18 protein-coding genes are annotated in these 20242 nt (G+C 38.2%); 14 read left to right on the top strand and 4 right to left on the bottom strand.

Annotated features, from left to right (window positions below; all coding sequences use genetic code 11):
• The first annotated feature begins 82 nt into the window (after positions 1-82).
• Genes ACIFUW_RS10515 through ACIFUW_RS10505 form a run of 3 tightly spaced genes read left to right on the top strand, consistent with a single transcriptional unit; the run spans position 83 to position 1105 of the window.
• Entirely contained in the window at positions 83-349 is a 267-nt protein-coding gene (locus ACIFUW_RS10515; RefSeq protein WP_002290885.1) for an IreB family regulatory phosphoprotein, read from the top strand.
• The gene (gene ruvX, locus ACIFUW_RS10510; RefSeq protein ID WP_002290886.1) at positions 346-777 is read left to right on the top strand and encodes a Holliday junction resolvase RuvX; all 432 of its coding nucleotides are present in this window, start codon (positions 346-348) and stop codon (positions 775-777) included. The genes ACIFUW_RS10515 and ruvX overlap by 4 nt, the downstream gene beginning before the upstream one ends.
• 25 nt (positions 778-802) lie before the next feature.
• Complete coding sequence (locus tag ACIFUW_RS10505; protein ID WP_002295049.1) at positions 803-1105, top strand: DUF1292 domain-containing protein; 303 nt, start codon at positions 803-805, stop codon at positions 1103-1105.
• 161 nt (positions 1106-1266) lie between these two features.
• Here the strand turns inward: ACIFUW_RS10505 and ACIFUW_RS10500 are convergent, their stop codons facing one another.
• Positions 1267-2562 carry an ISL3-like element ISEfa11 family transposase gene (locus tag ACIFUW_RS10500; RefSeq protein ID WP_002297218.1) on the bottom strand — a complete coding sequence of 432 codons (1296 nt, stop codon included), beginning with the start codon at positions 2560-2562 and terminating at the stop codon, positions 1267-1269.
• Between the two features lie 254 nt (positions 2563-2816).
• On the opposite strand from ACIFUW_RS10500, the gene ACIFUW_RS10495 reads away from it, so the two are divergent.
• Both ACIFUW_RS10495 and ACIFUW_RS10490 read left to right on the top strand, forming a co-directional pair.
• Positions 2817-3653, top strand: coding sequence for a sulfite exporter TauE/SafE family protein (locus ACIFUW_RS10495; RefSeq protein ID WP_002302985.1), 837 nt, complete (start codon positions 2817-2819; stop codon positions 3651-3653).
• Between the two features lie 63 nt (positions 3654-3716).
• Entirely contained in the window at positions 3717-4148 is a 432-nt protein-coding gene (locus ACIFUW_RS10490) for a GNAT family N-acetyltransferase (protein WP_002295053.1), read from the top strand.
• Positions 4149-4209: 61 nt separating this feature from the next.
• On the opposite strand, the gene ACIFUW_RS10485 is transcribed toward ACIFUW_RS10490, so the two are convergent.
• The 3 genes from ACIFUW_RS10485 to ACIFUW_RS10475 all read right to left on the bottom strand — a co-directional run bounded on the left by ACIFUW_RS10485 (position 4210) and on the right by ACIFUW_RS10475 (position 9086).
• The gene (locus ACIFUW_RS10485) at positions 4210-5532 is read right to left on the bottom strand and encodes a 2-hydroxycarboxylate transporter family protein (protein WP_002302984.1); all 1323 of its coding nucleotides are present in this window, start codon (positions 5530-5532) and stop codon (positions 4210-4212) included.
• Positions 5533-5685: 153 nt separating this feature from the next.
• Complete coding sequence (locus ACIFUW_RS10480; protein ID WP_002302982.1) at positions 5686-7326, bottom strand: malolactic enzyme; 1641 nt, start codon at positions 7324-7326, stop codon at positions 5686-5688.
• A gap of 440 nt (positions 7327-7766) precedes the next feature.
• Positions 7767-9086 (bottom strand): IS1380-like element IS1678 family transposase, encoded by a 1320-nt coding sequence (locus tag ACIFUW_RS10475; RefSeq protein WP_000202380.1) that lies wholly within the window; start codon positions 9084-9086, stop codon positions 7767-7769.
• Between the two features lie 256 nt (positions 9087-9342).
• Between ACIFUW_RS10475 and ACIFUW_RS10470 the strand changes: the two genes are divergently transcribed.
• From ACIFUW_RS10470 to ACIFUW_RS10430, 9 genes are all read left to right on the top strand, one after another.
• Complete coding sequence (locus ACIFUW_RS10470; protein ID WP_002295059.1) at positions 9343-9813, top strand: DUF4809 family protein; 471 nt, start codon at positions 9343-9345, stop codon at positions 9811-9813.
• A gap of 221 nt (positions 9814-10034) precedes the next feature.
• Positions 10035-11138, top strand: a complete 1104-nt coding sequence (locus tag ACIFUW_RS10465) for an alpha-hydroxy-acid oxidizing protein (protein ID WP_002295061.1) — start codon at positions 10035-10037, stop codon at positions 11136-11138.
• 220 nt (positions 11139-11358) lie between these two features.
• A complete protein-coding gene (locus ACIFUW_RS10460) occupies positions 11359-12318 on the top strand; it encodes an IS30 family transposase (protein WP_002303350.1) in 960 nt (319 codons plus the stop codon).
• Between the two features lie 169 nt (positions 12319-12487).
• A complete protein-coding gene (locus tag ACIFUW_RS10455; RefSeq protein WP_002295063.1) occupies positions 12488-13168 on the top strand; it encodes a WxL domain-containing protein in 681 nt (226 codons plus the stop codon).
• Between the two features lie 89 nt (positions 13169-13257).
• Positions 13258-14292 (top strand): DUF916 and DUF3324 domain-containing protein, encoded by a 1035-nt coding sequence (locus ACIFUW_RS10450; RefSeq protein ID WP_002295065.1) that lies wholly within the window; start codon positions 13258-13260, stop codon positions 14290-14292.
• Between the two features lie 13 nt (positions 14293-14305).
• Positions 14306-14641, top strand: a complete 336-nt coding sequence (locus ACIFUW_RS10445) for a hypothetical protein (RefSeq protein ID WP_002295066.1) — start codon at positions 14306-14308, stop codon at positions 14639-14641.
• A complete protein-coding gene (locus ACIFUW_RS10440; protein WP_002303372.1) occupies positions 14625-17105 on the top strand; it encodes a hypothetical protein in 2481 nt (826 codons plus the stop codon). The genes ACIFUW_RS10445 and ACIFUW_RS10440 overlap by 17 nt, the downstream gene beginning before the upstream one ends.
• Positions 17106-17160: 55 nt before the next feature.
• Positions 17161-18720, top strand: coding sequence for a helix-turn-helix domain-containing protein (locus ACIFUW_RS10435; RefSeq protein ID WP_002305555.1), 1560 nt, complete (start codon positions 17161-17163; stop codon positions 18718-18720).
• Entirely contained in the window at positions 18717-20081 is a 1365-nt protein-coding gene (locus ACIFUW_RS10430) for an NAD(P)/FAD-dependent oxidoreductase (protein ID WP_002303371.1), read from the top strand. The genes ACIFUW_RS10435 and ACIFUW_RS10430 overlap by 4 nt, the downstream gene beginning before the upstream one ends.
• The last annotated feature ends 161 nt before the right edge of the window (positions 20082-20242 follow it).

The following is a 20242-nucleotide window of genomic DNA, read 5'->3' as shown; positions in this document are numbered from 1 at the left end:
TTTGTAGTTTTCCCTTTCTTCGAGTAAAATAAGGGTGTAGAAGGTAAGCTGGAATTACCTTGCGGGAAAGAGGTGTAGAATCATGGGTTTTACAGATGAAACCGTACGTTTTGGTTTTGACGATAGTCGCAAAAAAGAAGTGAGCGAAACATTAGCGATTGTTTATCGGGCTTTGGAAGAAAAAGGCTACAATCCAATCAATCAGATTGTCGGCTACTTGCTTTCTGGAGACCCGGCCTACATTCCTCGTTATCGTGATGCACGAAATTTGATTCGCCGTCACGAACGCGATGAAATCATGGAAGTAATTGTCAAAGACTACCTCTCAAATCATGGAGTGAATTTATGAGAGTAATGGGCTTGGATGTCGGTTCTAAGACAGTAGGCGTTGCTGTGAGCGATCCCTTTGGCTGGACAGCTCAAGGAGTAGAAATCATTCGAATCAATGAGGCAGAAGAAGAGTTTGGTTTTGATCGGTTGAAGGAATTAGTGGCGCAGTACGAAGTAGACCGTTTTGTAGTTGGATTACCTAAGAATATGAACAATTCCATCGGACCAAGGGCAGAAGCTTCCATGTCATATGGAGAGAAGATCAAAGAACTATTCTCCTTGCCGGTTGATTATCAAGATGAACGACTAACCACTGTTCAGGCAGAACGTATGCTAGTAGAGCAGGCAAATACTTCAAGAGCGAAACGAAAAAAAGTCATCGATAAATTAGCAGCTGTGATGATTTTACAAAATTATTTAGACGGCTCAGGTAAGCAATTATTTTAATAATAAAAAGAAAAGAGGTAATCTTATGACAGAACATAACCATTCCCACGAACACGAAGGACACGAACACATCACATTGGTGGATGACCAAGGAAATGAAACATTATACGAAATCTTGCTAACAGTTGACGGACAAGAAGAATTTGGACGTAACTATGTTCTTTTATATCCAGCTGGTGTTTCAGAAGATGAAGATGTAGAATTACAAGCTTATGCATACATCGAAAACGAAGATGGAACAGAAGGCGAGTTAGAACAAATCGAAACAGACGCAGAATGGGATATGATCGAAGAAGTATTCAATACATTCATGGCGGAAGAAGAATAGAACAAAAGAATCGATAAGGTGTAAGAAAAGCTGGACTCTCTGAAAAGTAGAGCCCGGTTTTTTCGTTTAGCACTAAATTGGCTCTTTGTCAATAAGGACTGATGAGTTGTGCAAAATCAAATCTGAGTCAGAATGAACCACATTCTGGCTCAGATTTTTTGTTATCTTACATTGATTAATTGATTGATCAAAAAGATTCTAATTCTCATGTTCTCAAATGATTTAAATCCGTAGGATACTCGTTTCATTGTCTTTATGTGGGTATTCTTCGCTTCTATTTTTCCATTGGAATAAGGATAGATCATTGCGTTGGTGATGCCTTCTTCATAGGTCAGAAGGTTTTGAAGCTTTTCCCGAAAGCTGTCATCTAACGTTTCGGGAAGTTCTGCCAATAAGGAGAAAAATAAGTCAGGGTCTTTGTCTCGAAAGGCTTCAACTAATTCATGAAAAAAGGGATACGCCTCCTTTAGGGGCGGAGAAAACTCAAGCAATCGATCAATCATCATTGCTTCAGTAAGAAATGGGTATTTTGGTGCTCGGAAACTTTTCCATGTTTTGTATTCATAATGGTTGATGTTTGCACGATTTTTTAGCAAAAAGCGCCAGTTCTTTTTCAGTTTTTCTGCCTGGCTTTTCTGTCCGGCTTTACGAAGTTCATTCATTTCACGGATACGCAACTCATTGAACGCTTGATTCATGTGTTTGACAATATGAAACCGATCAATCACGACTTTCGCATTTGGCAGAACACGTTTGGTGAGCTGGAAGTAGGCGGCGTTCATGTCTGTCACCAAGAATTCTACTTCTTCTGGATTGGTACAACCTAAGAAATAGCTTGTTAATCGAGGTAATTTACGCGTAGGCAAAACATCTATTAATTTTCCTGTTTCGCCATCCGCGCAAATAAAGCTCATCTTATCTTCTATGGAAGCATGCGAACGAAATTCGTCAACCATCAATACTCTGGGGAGGATCTTCTTAGATTGCTTTGGTAAATAGCTTTTAAACTCTTTCAATGTACGAATAACGGTGGTCAAAGATACCTGACAGCTTTTCGCAATAAAAGATAAAGATACTTTTTCAGTCAGTAAAGAAGCAATTTTATATCTAACATGATTTGCGATTGAATGTCTGGGTTGGACAAAATAACTTTGAGCCGTCCAATGGGTGCGACAGTTTTTACAGGTATAGCGTTGCTTTTTTAGGCGCATAACCAAAGGCATATGATTGTATTGTTCAAAACGGACAATCGTTTCCTTTTTTCCATTTTTCACTATAATTGCTTTCCCGTTTCCATCTACCACAGTAGAACCACAACTTCTACAAGCACGAGGAGTAGGCGAGAGAACAGCATCGACGACCAACGTCTTTTTCTTCTGAAGGGTCTCGTAAGAGACCTCTGTAATCATCAAATCTTTCTCTGTTATTCTCAGCATTTTTTTGATAGAATCATTCATATAGCGTATCGTCCTCTCAGTTGTTTATTTTGTGGTGATTTAATCATACTAGAGAACGATATGTTTTTTAATACCTAAAATGAAAATGGGGCTGAAGAATCAATTCTGATTCATCAGTCCCATAAATTATAGAGCCACTAAATTTCCTTAAAAAGTAGAAAAGCTTTCGAAGCCTCGTTTGTTTCTTTTACTGTATAATAAAAGAAAAGAGTAACAATCGCTAAAAGATATAAACAAGAGAAAGGAAATACAAGATGATTGGTCTGATTTATTTTGTGGTGATCGTTCTGGCGAACACAGTTGGCGCTATTTCCGGGATGGGTGGAGGCGTGTTGATCAAACCGATTCTTGATCTTATCGGCGCCCATTCTGTTGCAGGGATTTCTTTTTACTCAACAGTTGCGGTATTCACGATGTCCATTGTTTCGACTGTGCGACAAGTATCAAGCGGGAAATCACTGAATTGGCAGATTGTCGGTTGGGTATCTAGTGGAGCTGTTGTTGGAGGAGTAGTCGGCAACATTGTATTCGAAGTTTTTTTACAGTTATTTGAAAACGAGAAGCATGTGCAGCTGATCCAAATTTTTTTGACGGTATTGACCTTGGTTTTTGCGTTCTTCTACACCAAGCATCATCAGCCAAAATTTCATTTGACGTCATGGACTTGGTACCTTATATGTGGGGGGGTTCTGGGCTTTTTAGCTAGTTTTTTAGGTATTGGTGGTGGACCAGTCAATGTTTCTTTGTTGATGCTGATGTTTGCATTGCCAATAAAAGAAGCAACACTATATTCTCTATCTACGATTTTCTTTTCTCAACTGGCAAAATTGGTAACGATTGCTTTAACAAGTAGCTTTATGCGCTTTGATTTATCTATGTTGTTTTATGTTATCCCCGCTGCTGTTATTGGAGGTTTGTGGGGAGCAAGATTTAGCAGGGTTTTGTCTCCAAAAAAAGTGACCTTTATTTTTCAAGCGATTGTCATCGTGGTTCTTTTGATCAATCTTTACAATGCTTTCGTCATCTTGCAAACATTAGAAGGATCTGGATTCAAGCAAGTCAAAATCACTGAAAAGTCTTTTTTTAAGTGAAAAAAGGAGTATACTGTGATAAAAAAATTCATTTAAAAAAATAAAAATTGGCTGGTGATTTGGATGTTGCGGGAAATGCGTTTAGGAGATGCAGAAGCACTACGAGAAATCAATGCGGAACAATTAGGATATGATGTACCATTAACCGTTACGGTGAGACAAATGAAGAAACTGTTGAAGGAGCCAGAAAAAAATTTTTTCTTGGTCTATGAAGATCCTACTTCTAAAAAAGCAGCTGGCTATGTACAAGCGGAGTCCTATGAATCGATTTTCAGCGATCCGATGTTCAATATTATGGCACTTGCTGTGTCTAAACATGCTGAAAAAAGAGGAATCGGAAAGGCCTTGATGACTGGCGTAGAAGAAGCGAAAAGACGAGGAATATCAGCAATAAGACTTAATTCTGCAGAATACAGAGTAGAAGCACACCGATTTTATGAACGCATCGGTTATCATTCCGATAAAATGCAAAAAAGATTTTTGAAAATCCTGTAAATTTTTATCAAAAAATACCTGGTCATCAAGCCGATACTTGATGATCAGGTATTTTTTTTGACTAAGAAAGTAATTGCATCAAGAAACCTGAGATGATCAAAACGATGGCACCACCAAGCCGATTGCCCATTTGAGCAAAAGCAATAAGTTCCATCCGATTAGCTGCAGATAAGACAGCTACATTTCCTGTACCACCCATCGAGTTGTTGCATAAGCCAGCAGTAATAGTTGATTCGATTGGATATAAACCAAACAAACGACCGACAAATCCTGAAACTACTGAAATCGCGATAACACTTGTCAAACATAAGACAACAAATTGCCATGTCAAAGCAGAAGCCAATACATTTAGATTCAATAACGCAATACCGATACCGGCAAGAACAGCTGCTGTCAAGTTTTTGACAATCAAGTTGTTGAACATGATAGCTGCATCTTCGTAATATTCTGGTAATAGGTTTGCGATTTTACAGATAACAACGATAATGATCATGAATGCGTAAGCATGGACTTTAGGAACAAAATAGTTACAGATTTGTCCTAAGATGAAGAAAGTCAATGATACCATCAAACCGACACCTAATTGTGGAATGGAAGGTTTTACATTTCTAGGTTTTCCATCGCCAAGGTCGCCTTTTTCCATTAATTTACCATTACCGTTGAATTTTGGCATTGATTGTCCCGCACGAGCAACTAACGCTGCACCAATGATAGCTAGGACATTTGTCATTGCTGTCGCAGGAATCAGGCGGGAAATGATAGAAGAAGCGTCCGTACCTAAAACATTTGCATAAATCGTTGATAAAGGTACAGCTCCGGCTCCAACACCACCAGCCATTGCGGGCAATGAGATATATAAAACGGAATTTGCAAAACCATTTCCGATAAGCATACCTACGAGTCCTACGGCAAAAAAGGAGACGACCATTGAAATAAGTGCAACGGGAATAAAACGAACAGAAGCTTTCATCAATAGATTACGGTTCATACCAAGGATGCTACCAGTAATCAAGGCAGCAATATAAAAGTCTAAAAAGCCCATATTGCTGACAAAGTTTTCTGTGGATTTTACTACATACTCAGGTAAGATCCCAAATGTAGCAATCGCGGCAGAGGCAAAGATCGCAAAAACGGAGCCACCACCTAAATAACTTTTGACTATAGGGATTTTTGTTCCGATAAAATGAAATAAATTACCGAAAATGACCAAAACAGCGATTGGGCCAATCATATTCGTCGGTAATTTTCCTAAAGCCATTGCAATGATCAGGACAAGGACCATGATCAAATAAAGGGGCAAACTTACGCCGGTAATTTTTGTTGACCAAAACCCTTCTTTTTTCTTTTCCTCAACTGCAGTTGCGGTTGTTGTTTTTTGTGCCATTTTTACAGATCCTTTCTTATTCTGTATCGTATGAAAAAAGCCAAAGAGAAGCGGCAAAAGAGCAGTAGTTGGCTGGCTGCTGTTTTGCCGCAGTCGCTTTTTTCTTTTTAGACGTCATACAAAGTTTCTGTATGTTCTTTTACTATAACAATCTTAATCTTCTAAAGATTTATATTCAGGAACCCATTTAGCAGATTCAACAGCTTCTTTGATATCCGTGATTTCTTCACGATTCAATTTTTGTGCAACAACTGATTTTGCGACAGTTTCAGCAATCGTTTGAGAGAATTCAGTGATTTTTGCTACTGGAGGCAAGATAGCTGCTCCTGGTTTTGTTACATCAACGATTCCGCCTAATGCTCGACTAGCTTGAGAAATGATTTCAGCATTTACTCGTGTAGCTGTTGAAGCAATCAAACCAAGCCCTAAACCTGGGTACATCAACGCATTATTTGCTTGACCGATTTGGTAAGTTACACCGTTATATTCCACATCAGCAGCAGGGATACCTGTTCCAACTAAAGCTTTTCCGTCCGTCCATTCAATCAAATCTTTTGCTTTTGCTTCTGCCAATTTTGTTGGATTAGACAAAGGCATGATGATTGGACGTGGGGTATGAGCCGCCATTTCTTTCACGATTTCTTCAGTGAATGCTCCAGGTTGGGTAGAAGTACCGATCATGATCGTTGGATGGATTGCTTTTACAACTGCTTCTAAGTTTGTCAATTCATCAGCATTAGTGAATTCTGAGCGTTTACGAGCGAATGGGATTTGACCAGGAGTCAATCCTTTTGTATCTTCAAACAATAAACCCTGTTTATCTACTTGATAGAAATGTTGGCGTGCTTCTTCTTCAGGTACACCTTGACGGATCATTTCATCTAAAAGGATGTTTGCGATACCTACACCAGCAGTACCAGCACCAAATGTCAAGATCGTTTGATCTTTCAATTGCTCACCTGATATATTCAATCCACCTAATACACCAGCTAGTACAACGATTCCTGTGCCTTGGATATCATCATTGAAAGTAGTGATTTTATCTTCGTATTTTTCTAAGATCGTTGCAGCATTTCCTCGTCCAAAATCTTCCCAATGTAATAACAATTCTGGGAATAATTCAGTAGCTGATTGAACGAATTGATCAATGAATTCGTAGTAAGTTTCGCCTTCTACACGAGCATGACGATTCCCTAAGTATAATGGATTATTCAATAATTCTTCGTTATTAGTACCAGCGTCGATTGATACAGGCAAGACTTGTGCAGGATTGATACCAGCCGCGGCAGTGTAGACCATCAATTTACCGATAGCGATGTCAACACCGTTCACACCCCAGTCACCCATACCTAAGATTCCTTCTGCATCTGTCACAACGATCAAACGAATGTCGCGTCCATCTGCTGCGTTTTTCAAACTTGCTTTGATATTTTCTGGTTCGTCGATTGAAAGAAATACAGCATCTTGTGGTTTCAAGAAAATTTCGTTGTATTGTTCGATTGAATCCGCAACGACAGGATCATAAACGACAGGCATGAATTCAACTAAATGTTCGCCCATCAATTTATAAAACAATGTCCGGTTCGTATTGAATAGATTCATTAAGAAGATACGTTTTTCCAAATCGGTCTGTTTGCTTAAGTATTGACCGTAAGCTTGGACAGATTGTTGTTCCAATGTTTGGACAGTACTTGGAAGCATACCAGTGATTCCGTATTTTGCCCGTTCTTCTTTTGTAAAAGCTGTTCCTTTATTTAGAAAAGGATTATTTAATAAGTTTAGCCCTGTAAGCATGAATGATTCCTCCTAAGTTTTAATACAAACGAAGTATAGGAGTCAGATGAGGATATAGTCAAAAAGAGCAGGTATAATAAATTTTATTTATATGAGTAATAGAGTCAAAAGAAATCAAAATAGCGGTATTTGTTCTTTTTATATCAACAATCCTTGCTTGATTACTATGCGTATCTCTTATATGCTAAAGAAAGAAAAGTAGAAGAATAAAGGATATGTTAGATAGATAAATAGAATCCTGAATAATTCATAGCTTTAATTCTTTGGCACATTTTATTGAAATATGTATCACTAATATCCCTATCAACTGATTTTGACTAAAAAGTTACTTCAAACATTCACTGTTCAAAAATATTGAGGAATAAATTTTGGGTGTAAGGCATTTTGAGCATACTTCTCCCTGGATAACTTCCCAGTAAAAAAATCGTTAGATTGTTGGATTAGATCCATTGACTGGCTCGCCTCAGGCGAGCAAAGACCCTGTAGAATTCATTCTGATACACATGATAACTAGATAATTTGAGATAGACTCGTCTACCCGTTTGGACTAATTTCCCAGCAACTTTCAGAAACTTCAATCGAATAGAATGAATGGTCATTCCCTTTTGGACTTCTTCAAAGCCAATCGTTCTTAAGAAGTTGACTAAGTTGTAAGCTATCAAGCTGAGCATCATTCGGACATGATTCTCCAAAAAGCGAGGACTGTCTGTTTTGTCAAAGTAAAAGCCAGCTTTCGCTTCTTTAATGAAGTTCTCCATTGTGCCACGTTTGGCATAGATAGAAAAGATGGTATCAGGAGAAACATTTTCTGATAGATTCGTCACGATAAATTCATGTCGAAAGAGTAGTTCGCCCGCTTCACGTGTTGAGCGTATACACACGCGACGACTTTGTGACCAGGATTGTGCTTGATAAGTGGTCGAGAAGTACTGAACTTCTCGTTCTTCCCACTTTTGATTATCGCCATAAAGTACTGATTTCTCAGCTATTTGACCTAGTCTACGATTATTCTTCAGTCGAATAACATAATGACTCTTTTTTGATTCACACGAATCATACACACCAGGTGTAGCGAACCCGCTGTCTCCACGAACCAAGATGTCAGTGTTTGGTAGAGAGTGATTATAGTGCTCTAATAAAGGTGTGAGAAACTCCTTTACGCCTTTTGATGTATATTGATTTCCTGAACGTAGTTCAGCTTTTAAGAAGTCACCAGTCAATCCGTCAAAAGCTACCAATGGATGGTAACCATAGGTTTGGTAGTGTGTATTATAATTCGTTTGTTCTTGGTGACCAAATGTATCTGAATGGGTCGAATCTAAATCAATGATTAATTCCGTATCATTACGGATGAGGCGTGCTTTATCGATAAGTTCTTGGTTCAAAGCTTGAAGTTCATGGATATTCTCCTCAGATAGTCGATCTAAAAATCGGGAAAGTGAAGATTGAGAAGCGAGTTCTTTCCTATCTAAAACAGCTTTAAACACAGGATCTTGTCTCAGGAGATTAGCTGCAGAATCAGCTGAGTAACCAGCAATTAATTGCATAATGAACTGCTCAAGTATGGATAAGTTGTCATGAGTAAAATACGCTCGTTCGTCTTCAATGTGAATGTGTTGCTTAGCCAGTTCAGAAAAACCAAAGATGTTCATCAGCTCTTTCACTAGGACGAGACCCGAATCACTCGATAATTGACCACCTGTATGAGAAATAGTGATATTTGAATTGAATTTTACTTGGTTTTTGTGTAAGCTAGTCATGAAAAGAACTCCTTTCTTTTGGTTGGTTTAGTCACTTTAACCATAGCAGAAAGGGGTTCTTTTTTCATCACTTAACGGGTGAAGATGAAAAAGTAATTGTAAGCTGCCGTGAGGCAGTTTCACATGGTTTTAATTAAAAGTATGAATTATTCAGGTAGAATCTCTGAAGAATAAATCACGTGATCGTGACGATAAAATACACTTACGTCAGGTGATAAAAAATACATAAGTAGAAAACTAAGAGGAGGAACAGAAAATGAAAGAAGTTCAATTGATCAGAAAAAGCGAACTATCAGAAGGTGGTTGCAATGCATGCGGCGTAGTAGAAGCAACAAGCTATACATTAAAGCTTGGTGCCAACAAAGCGATAATCTCTGAGTTGACAGTAGGCGGTCTTGTGGACAGTCTGGCGCTTGCTGAAGGTTTTATTGGAGAAGATATTTATGAGATGTTTTCAGAAATCCGTCAGTTAAAAAAAGGGGAAAACTGCATAGAGGTTCATCATGAGAGCCCGAATGTGAGATTCAAACGTGGTGATAATGAGATGATCTTCAATAATCATGTGTCCGATCACACCGAGCTATATGGAATCGTGAATCAAATACTAACTGAGCTTTTTGGATTGGGACCTTATGCGTTCAAGGAAGAAAACGGTAATCCAAAATTAAACGAAGAATGGCAAGAAACGATTGAAATACAAAGAAACAACCCGCACTTATTTCAATAGGCATCCACAGTATTTCGTAAAAGGGACTTTGACACGACTTTTGTCAAAATCCCATCGTTTTTTATCTATTTGTGTTCTAAACATTTCTTTCAGAGTAGTAACAACTGGAATGACTGAAATGTAAACAGATTATTTGCCTGTATCAATACGGAAGAGTAATATAAAGTGTGTAAACGCTATCATATTATTCATTCAATTTTTTATAGAGGGAAGGCATTGAAATGGAAAAAACGTATCAAGCAGGTACAAATGAAGGAATAGTGGATTTTATCAATATGGAAGATTTAGAAATAGCCGCTTCACAAGTGATTCCAGCTGGTGGTTATGGTTACATCAGCAGTGGTGCTGGCGACTTATTTACTTATCAAGAAAATGAACGGGCATTCAATCATCAGCTGATTATTCCTCATGTATTAAGAGATGTAGAATTACCCGATACAACTACACATTTTGACAAAGAAACGCTGACTGCACCAATCATCATGGCACCAGTTGCTGCTCATGGCTTAGCTCATGTGAAGGCGGAGAAAGCTTCTGCAAAAGGTGTAGCAGATTTTGGGACGATCTATACAGCAAGTTCTTACGCTTCTTGTACATTAGAAGAGATAAGAGAAGCAGGCGGGGAGAAAGCACCGCAATGGTTTCAATTTTATATGAGCAAAGATGATGGGATCAATTTGGATATTCTTGAAGTGGCCAAGCGTAATGGAGCAAAAGCAATCGTATTGACAGCGGATGCAACAGTTGGCGGAAACCGTGAAACAGACCGCAGAAATGGGTTTACCTTCCCACTGCCAATGCCGATCGTTCAGGCTTATCAATCAGGAGTAGGCCAAACGATGGATGCTGTGTACAAATCTTCCAAACAGAAGCTTAGTCCAAAAGATGTAGAATTTATTGCTGCTCATTCTGATTTGCCAGTCTATGTGAAAGGTGTCCAGTCAGAAGAAGATGTCTATCGTTCATTAGAATCTGGTGCTGGCGGAATCTGGGTATCTAATCATGGTGGCCGTCAACTAGATGGTGGTCCAGCAGCGTTTGATTCGTTGCAATATGTGGCAGAAGCAGTAGATAAACGTGTACCAATCGTGTTTGACAGCGGTGTACGACGCGGACAGCATGTTTTCAAAGCAATCGCATCAGGTGCAGATCTTGTTGCTATTGGCAGACCCGTTATTTATGGATTGTCTTTAGGAGGAAGTACAGGAGTCCATCAAGTGTTTGATTTCTTTAAAACAGAATTGGAAATGGTCATGCAATTAGCTGGAACACAAACAGTAGAAGATATCAAAAAAATAAAATTGCGTGAGAATCGTTTTATTTAAGAAACAAATGACGAAAAAAATAGGAGTGCGGCAGATGATGCCGTACTCCTATTTTTATAGTTCAAGGATGTCACTAATAGAATAATTTGAAACGAAAAAATAAAATTGAAATATTTTTTCATACTTCGCCGATTGTAAAATTAAGCTAGACAACTAAAAAAAGTCATTTGTGCTACACTCAAAATAGTTCCGACGAAAGAATTATAAGGAGTGAGTACAAATGACCTATAACCATCTTACACCAACTGAACTCGTAATGATAGAAGCTTATTTCAATCAATCACAACCTGTTTCAAAAGTAGCCAATCTGTTACAACGTTCTCGACAAACTATTTATAAGGTCTATCGTTTTCTTAAATCTGGTGGAAGCGCAATGAGCTACTATAAACAATATAAGAAAAACAAACGTAACTGCGGAAGACATCCGATTGTTTTACCTGATGAGCAACAGGAATACATTCAAAAAAAGGTTGTTCAAGGGTGGGCTCCTGATGTCCTTATTGGTCGAGCAGAGTTTCCTATTGCTTGTTCGGTACGCACACTGTATCGAATGTTTAAAGATAAAACCTTTGACACTCACGATTTACCAATGAAGGGAAAAAGAAAACCAAACGGTCATAAAGAAAAAAGAGGAAAACAAGGGTTTCGCCGGTCAATCCGAGACAGAAAGACAGACTATACCCAGTTTGATCATGAATTTGGTCACCTGGAAGGTGACACTATCGTGGGTGGAAAACATAAAAGCGCGGTCATCACATTAGTTGAACGGCTATCTAAAGTCATCATTACCTTGAAACCCGAAGGCAGACAGGCTAAAGACATTGAAAATAGGCTGAATCAATGGTTTCGTTGTGTCCCAAAAAACTTATTTAAATCCATCACATTTGATTGTGGAAAAGAATTCTCAAATTGGAAAAAGATTAGTAATACCAACGATATTTCAATTTATTTTGCGGATCCAGGAACACCTTCTCAACGAGGATTGAATGAACATTCAAATGGCTTATTACGTAAAGATGGTTTGTATAAAGCTATGGATTTTAATGGTGTATCTGAAACCTTTATCCAATCGGTGGCATCGAAACGAAATCATATTCCTAGAAAATCATTACACTATCGGACACCAATGGAAGTATTTTTGAGTTACGTCACAAAAGATGATTTGTCTAACTTAATTTGACAAACGAAACTTAATAAAAAAGGAAGAATATTCATGTAAACGATTTTATTGTTTTTTTCTCTTTTATACAAAAAGGGTCATAATTTCAAGTAAGCGGATGAATTCATGAGGATTTTTTGCATACTGTCTCTACTATACTTAGGTCACTAAGAAAAAGGAGTGATTTATTATGAAAAAGAACATGATTGGGACATTATTACTTTCAACACTTCTTCTAGGCGGCTTGGCAACACCAGCTTTTGCTGAGGGTCAAGCGACTTCAAAAGGAGATATTACCTTTACTGAACCAACAAATACCGTGGAGCCTCTTAACCCTACTGATCCTTCAAAACCAGTAGAGCCAGCAGATCCGGAAAATCCAGCAACTGGCCAGACAGGTCCTTTAACACTGGATGTAGTTCCCGAATTGCCATTTGGTACACACGAGATTGAAAGCGGAACAAAAACGTATCAAGTAGACGCTTCAAAAAACGATACACCTTATCTCCAAGTATCAGATCGTCGAGGTGTAGGTGCAGATGGCCAAGCACAAGGGTGGAACGTGACAGTTTCGGTTTCAGATTTTGTAAACGGTTCACAAGTTTTGCAAGGCGCTGAATTAGATTTTGGAACATCCACTGTTAAAAGTACGTCAGATAACGAATCCACTGGACCAACTAGTCAAACTGTAACTGGGTTGAGTAAAGCAAGTGCAGCGACACCAATATTTACAGCAGCAAAAGATCAAGGTCTGGGAACATGGCTTTCTGTTTATGATCCAGCAAATATCACACTGAAAGTGCCGAAAGCAGCAGCTGGAACATTCACGGCTGATTTGACTTGGAACCTCGTGGCTGGCCCAGTAGCATAGAGTATGAAATAAATTCAACAAACTGCGGTGAAAATACTATAGGTGAAGGATTTTTTACCGCAGTTGTTGTTGAAAGGATGTGGTGGACAATGAATCAAAGTAAACGACTGTTTGTTTCGTTTTTTTCTATTTTAAGTCTATTTTTCATTTTTCCGTCAATCAGCCAAGCAAAGGATTCAGCAGGAGACTTTGGAATCAAACCGGTATTTCCAGAGAACCAAATAGATAAAGCAATCGGTTATTTTGATTTATTAGTGGCACCGGAACAAAATCAGACACTAGAAGTAATTATCAGCAATTCTTCAGATGAAGAACGAACATTTGAGGTCTCTGTCAATCCGGCGGTAACGAGTGATGGTGGAACGATCGATTATAGTCAAAAAAACCCAACGTTAGATGAGACATTGCCGTTTGATGTCCGTGACGTTTTGCTCATTGCGAAAAAGGAAATCAATGTATCAGCACATGCAGAAACAACTGTACCTATAGAAGTGAAAATCCCAGCAAAAAGCTTTAAGGGACGTGTATTAGCGGGTATTCATGTTTCACCTAAAGAAGAAGCTGAAACAGAAAATGCTACAGAAGGAGCACAAATCAAAAATCGTATTGCTTATAATCTCGCAGTCGTTTTACAAGAAAGTCAAGAGACGATAGAACCGGATCTGAAACTTTTATCAGGAGATTTGGACGAGGTCAACGCAAAGCCAACTGTTCAGCTTCGTTTCCAAAATCCTCAGCCTAGGATTATCAGCAATTTGATATTTACGAGCAAGATCTTTTATGAAAATCAGCTTTATATTGAAAATACGTCTAATGCATTTTTAGTTGCACCAAATTCGAATTTTCACTTGAATCTTGATTTAGCTGGTGATAAAGCAAAAGCCGGCGATTACCGCGCAGAAATCATAGCAAAATCAGGCGACAGTAATGAATGGCGATTTACACAAAACTTTACGATCAAAAAAGAAAAAGCACAAAAAGTAAATGAAAATTCCGTTTTTGCAGTACAAGAACAATCTTTCCCATGGCTTTATGCAGGATTGGTTGCTGCAGTTCTAGTGTTATGGTTGATTTTGCTGTTTTTGTGGGTCCACAAGAAAAAGAAAAAAGGAGAAACAACATGATGAGGTGATTTCGTTGAAAACATCGATCTTATTGGGAGGGATTATTGCAAGTTTGCTGTTCTTCAGCTGGCAAGAGCCAGTCCAAGCAGATACCAAAAGTTCAGGTACGATTACATTTTATGATCTAAGTCCAATTCCGCATCCAAGTGGTTCAGTCAATGGCGCATCAAAACAGCAGACACAGCTACCGATTTATAAAGAATCTAATCAACATGGCGTATTCCCGGAGACGAATGAACAAAAGATCCGTTTTCTTTATTTGATCATTGGTATAGAATTATGGCTTCTTGCGTGGTTGTTGTTATGGAGAAGAAAGGAAAAGGAGGATGAACATGTTGCTACAAAATAAATTTTCATTTTTTCGCTCCTTCTTTTTTACTTCGCTTTTTGTTTTAAGTATATTTATCTTTTCACCTTCGGCAGAAGCTGTTGGAGCAACGCCTCCTGCCATTTCTTATGATCCATACACGTATGAAAATATCGTACCTCCAAATGGTGGACGTAGTGCAGTCAATGGCGGGAAGCTTGTCCAACTAACTGGGGCTAACCAATTGCCTAAATTGACTGCTACTTATTTGAACGATGGTTCAAATGATCCTTGGAAAGGTGGCACGGTCCGTTTTCATTGGGAAAGCCATGTGAAACTAACAAATGTACTTGATTTGGTGAATATCACTGCACAAGGATTTGCATTTGTGGCGATCATCAATTTGCCGGAACATGTATCAAGCAGTGATGTATTAAAAGCAATTGACTGGAACAACGCCTACTTGTATATTGCCGGTGCCCCCATCAAGGTTACTAGCGGAAGTTTATTATCAGCAGGAAGCCATACCTTGCGTTTTGGGATGGGGTCGTGGGATACAAATACTCTATTGACAGATATTATTGCTATTATTACGCGAGGCGAATTCAACGTGGACGATATCCCGCTTCAATTTGATGTTACAGCTAATGTCGCGAAGATGACAGAAAACGGAGATAAATATGATACGAGTCCAAACAAAATTTTGACCAAGGGTAAATTACAACCTTCTATGTCTAAAAAGGCCGTTTTTTCTGTTGATTTTTATGATTCGAATAATATTATCCAAGATCGTATGTTCAATTCGATTTTAGCTCCAGCTGCAGGTAGATTTTATCCTAAATTAACTGGCGGAAACTTGAATCCAGGAGCATATGCATTTTCTGCAAGTGCAGAGATAAATACGTGGAATAGTTACATCTCACCAAGTGATTCAACAGGAAAATATAATACATTTGCTGATACCACAGAATACGTGGATGGAAATAACCAGAACCTTCCAGGCTCTACCAATAGTCGGACATTGACGATGGGGCTGACTGAAGGACGTTTTGATCAGTTGCCATTTAGTCGCTTTGATCGCGTAGTCAACTATTTTACAGGAAAAAACGTTACACAAGGAGCAATACTGACTCATACTCCAGCAAGCACAAGTGGATTGAATCAGACAGCCAATATCGTGTACAGTGGGAAAGATGCGCAAGGCGGATTGCTTTCTCCTGTTGCTTTAAAGGTATTGGAGCAGTACAAGCTAGACGGAACGGTTTTACCAACAAACTTAACAGCCGATAGTCAGTGGGGAAAGCTCCTTTCTTCTGCATCGTACCAAGTCACGGCCAATTGGTCAGCAACTGAACTAAAAAAGGGTTCGATCCATTACAGGCTTTATTCGAAAGGAACCCAAAAATTAGCGACAGGATGGACAGATCAACTTTTCCAAACGATCCAATCAAATAACGGGGGTGTAAATACAGCTACTTCTACACTACCTGCATTGGCTTCAGGGCAATATTATTTTGATTATCGCTTGGTGGACGATGTACTTACTAACATGTATCCGTCTTTTGCGTACAAATGGCAGTCTGAACAAGCTGGAATCACCACTCTTCCTCAAATAACAGTGGCTAATTTTCCATCTGTGAGTGCAGATAGTCAGCTAAAAAACCTTAGCAGACAACCTGAGACAGGAGATCCCCTGTCTGCTCTATCAGGAGATACGATTCAAGAAAATGTGACATTCACGTTAACAAAATCTGGGGATGCGATAACCGACAAAAAAATCACGATCTCACTTCCTGAAAATACTACTTATATCAATGGTTCCTTAAAATTAAATGGTACAACTATCGCAGATACCGGCATTCAACAAGGAGTTTCTGTCCCAGCAGATCTATTGAGCAAAATAGGAGATACCATTCATCTTACTTACAACTATCAATTAAATACTGTAGATACTTCTTTACAATCCGTCAGCATACTGACAAAGGCAGCTGTACTTTCCAGCAATATTACATTAGCAGATGGTGCTAAGCTTCCTAACCCAGTTGTCCAAACATCTGCTAAAACAATTCTTGTCCCCAAACAAGAATTAACATTAGTTAATGTACCAGATGATTTTACATTTGGTAACGATCTCCCCAAACCGTTGAAGACAAGTTATTATGAATCAAAAGGCGATTTTTCTTTTGATGTGCGGGATACTCGGCTTCCAAGCACGTCTCCTTGGCAACTGACAGGTACATTGACTTCTTTATTTAAGAATGATCAAGGTCAAGAATTAAGCGGAACAAAATTATACTTCAATCATTCTGGATCAAAGCAATTGATTCAGCAAGGTCAAAACACGTTGATTTATGAGAGTGATGGAACAGCTAAAGGAGAGGTTCTCGTTGACTTTCCCGATACCGATGGTTTACTCTTAGAGGTAAATAGCAGTACGAATGCTCAACCTGGCGCAACGTATCAAGGCATGGTCACATGGGAACTGACAGCTGGGCCAACCAGCTAAGTGATTAGAATTTGTATGGATCTGTGATAACTGTCACAGATCCTCTTTTTCAAGGATGAGAAGGAAACTTCTGCTGTTAAAATCAGAAATGCTTGAAGGAGTGGACTTGGAACTTTTCAGTTTGCTTGAAAAAAATGAACAACGGCAAATCAAACTTTTCCAACTTTTATTAGAGGAAAAAGGAGAGGTTTCCGTTAATAACGTACTTACCCGCTTATCAGTTGATCGGGCTACCTTGAAAGAAGATCTGTTTTATTTACAAGCTAACTTGGAAAATATCAAACAATTGGAAATTGTTATCCAAGAAGGGAATATTTTATTAATCAGACATGGAAATATAGCAGCAGTCGATGTTTATTATCATTGTTACTTGCGCTATTCTACAAAATATCAGATACTTCTTTATCTGTTGGAAAATGGCTCATTTGATCGGCAGAAACTTGTCATGGAACTTAATATCAGTTCGGCTACTTTGTCTCGCAGAGTGAAGGAATTAAATGATTCTTTAAATGAGTTTCATCTGAAAATAAAAAGCGGGCGGCTGACCGGTCCAGAAAGTCAAATTCGTTATTTTTATTTCCAATTATTTTGGTTTGGACGTCCCTATCTTGAAAACAAAAAAGAATACAGTGATTTATCAGGAAACACTTTTTTAGATCTGCTGCAAAAAGAGTTTAGTTTTGCTATTACAGAAGAAGGACGATTGAAATTTGAAATATGGCTTTCCATTATGAAGAAGCGAATGCGCTGTACGAAAAAATCCAAACCAGATTATAGCAATCTTCCTGTTGGATTGTTTCAAACGACACAATTTTTATTGGACCTCCATACATTTTTGACCCGTTACTTCTTTCAATATGCCTTTCCTTGGAATCAAAATGAAACGTTGGTTTTTTATCTTTTCATGATCAGTAACTTTACATTAGATACACATAACTCGCATGTCCAGGAGTTTTTGATAAGCGAAAAATACAAAGACGACGTAGTAGCTCAATTGAATCGAACGTTTAAACAATCGATAGAAGAATATTTCTCTTTTTATGTTTTTCCAGAAGAGATTTCGCAAAAGATTGCGTTGACAGTGATGCAAAATCACGCTCATTTTGCCTATTTTAGAGGATGGATGAATATTTTTGGCCAAGAAGGATTAAAACAGCGGTTAACTGAAGTAGAAGATAAACAATTCCTGGTTTTATGTGAAAGATTGGTCAGACAAACATTTGCTATTGTTGATTTTACTGAAGTAGACGAGGAAAATGCCCGCTTTGAATTATTTGCTCGCTATGCATCTATTTTACGGACGCTGATCAAGCAGTTAGAATTACGTCTGCAAATTGCTTATGATCTTCCTTATGAAAGGCTAATGGCGGATATCGTGAAAGAAATCATCCAGGAACAATTGCTGAATACGATCAAATATGATTTAGTCGAATACGAGAAAGAAAAGCAGTATGATATCATTTTGACTAGCCAATTGAAAGAGTACCCGTCACAGAAGTCCGCTAAAGTTTTTGTATTCACTAGCAACGAATATAATTATGATTTCCCCTATTTGAACCAATTTTTAAAAGAATGTTATTTAGAAAAATTGAATTTAAGGATGAATAAAACATGAAAATCGTGATCATTGGTGCTTCCCATGAAGGCATCACAGCTGCCCTAAATCTAAGAAAACTTCAACCGAAAGCAGAAGTTTTACTGATCGATGAAGATCATAAAGATGGACTAGGCTATGTTTCAAATGGAATCAACCTTTATTTAAAAGGAAAGATACGTAGTTTAGCTGAAGTTGCCCATAACATGCGGACTCTTCAAGAAAGTGGGGCAAAACTGATCACCGAATGGAGAGTAACTGAACTTGATCCAGACAAACATCAGCTCATCCTCGCATCCAAAGAAGGAAAAAACGAGACCATAACCTATGATAAATTAATCGTAGCGACAGGTTCCTCTCCTGTCACCTTGTATAAACAAATTGAAGCTGAAAATGTCTACACCTATAAAAATCTAGTGCAATCTAAGCAAGTACTTGCCGCTTTAAAAGAAGCAAAAGAAGTAGTGATCTTCGGTGCTGGTTACATTGGATTGGAATTAGCAGATGCTTTGAGAAATAAAGGATACATTATTCATCTAGTTGATTATATGCCGAATGTTTTATCAAGATATTTCGATAAGGATATGATCAACAGTTTTCAAAATCAGCTGCAAACTAAGCAAATAAATTTTTATCCAAATGAATTCTTGATCGATTGGAAAAAATCAGAAGAGAAAGTAGTATCCGTACAACTTCTGTCTCAAACAATAAAGGCAGATATGGTCATTTTTTCTGCCCAAACTCGTCCTAATACGACATTGTTAAAAGAAAAAGTGGCTTTGTATGAGGATGAGACTGTGATAGTCAATGAATATCTGCAGACAAGTGATCCGGACATCTATGCGATTGGAGATATCGTCCCAGTCAGTTTTGACAAAAATAAACGGCATCTCTTTTTACCTTTAGTTACTCGAGCTGTACATATGGCAAGAGCAGTAGCGCTAACTTTGAGTGGTCAGCCAACCGCTTACGACCTCAGACAAAAGATAACAGCAGCAGTCATTATAGACTACTTTTTAGGAACTGTAGGGCTGACAGAAGATGAAGCGCCATTCTTGGAACAAAATACCGGTTCGTGTTCAGGAGAATTTGATCTATTTCCACAATACGACGAAGAAAACAAAACAGTAAATGCAAAGCTGATCTACCATCCGGATACATTAGAAATAATTGGCGGACAGCTGATAAGCCAAGAATTCTTATTATCAGATTTGAACCTGCTTGCGGATATCGTGAAACACAAAACTACGATTCCACAGCTAGCAGTTGAGGATTTTGGATTTCTGTCTGAATACACCTCTCGTTTTCACTACCTCAATGAGTTAGCTTTTAAAGTACTAGCTAAGAGAGCAAATAGCAATAGAGTAGATAAAAGACTGTGAGAAATATCACGGTCTTTTATTGTGTGGGGATATAATAAATATTAATCAATCGAGAATAAAAAATTCATATAATGAAATAGCGGAAGAATTTTTTGAGCATAATATTCGCCAAAAATTTATCAAGTGATAAAATTGTTGTATAAAATGATTATTTCAGGAGG

This window comes from Enterococcus sp. PLH-Efm8, from assembly GCF_053011625.1.
The sequence above is the reverse complement of the archived record's forward strand: the minus strand, read 5'-3'. Positions and strand labels throughout refer to the sequence as shown.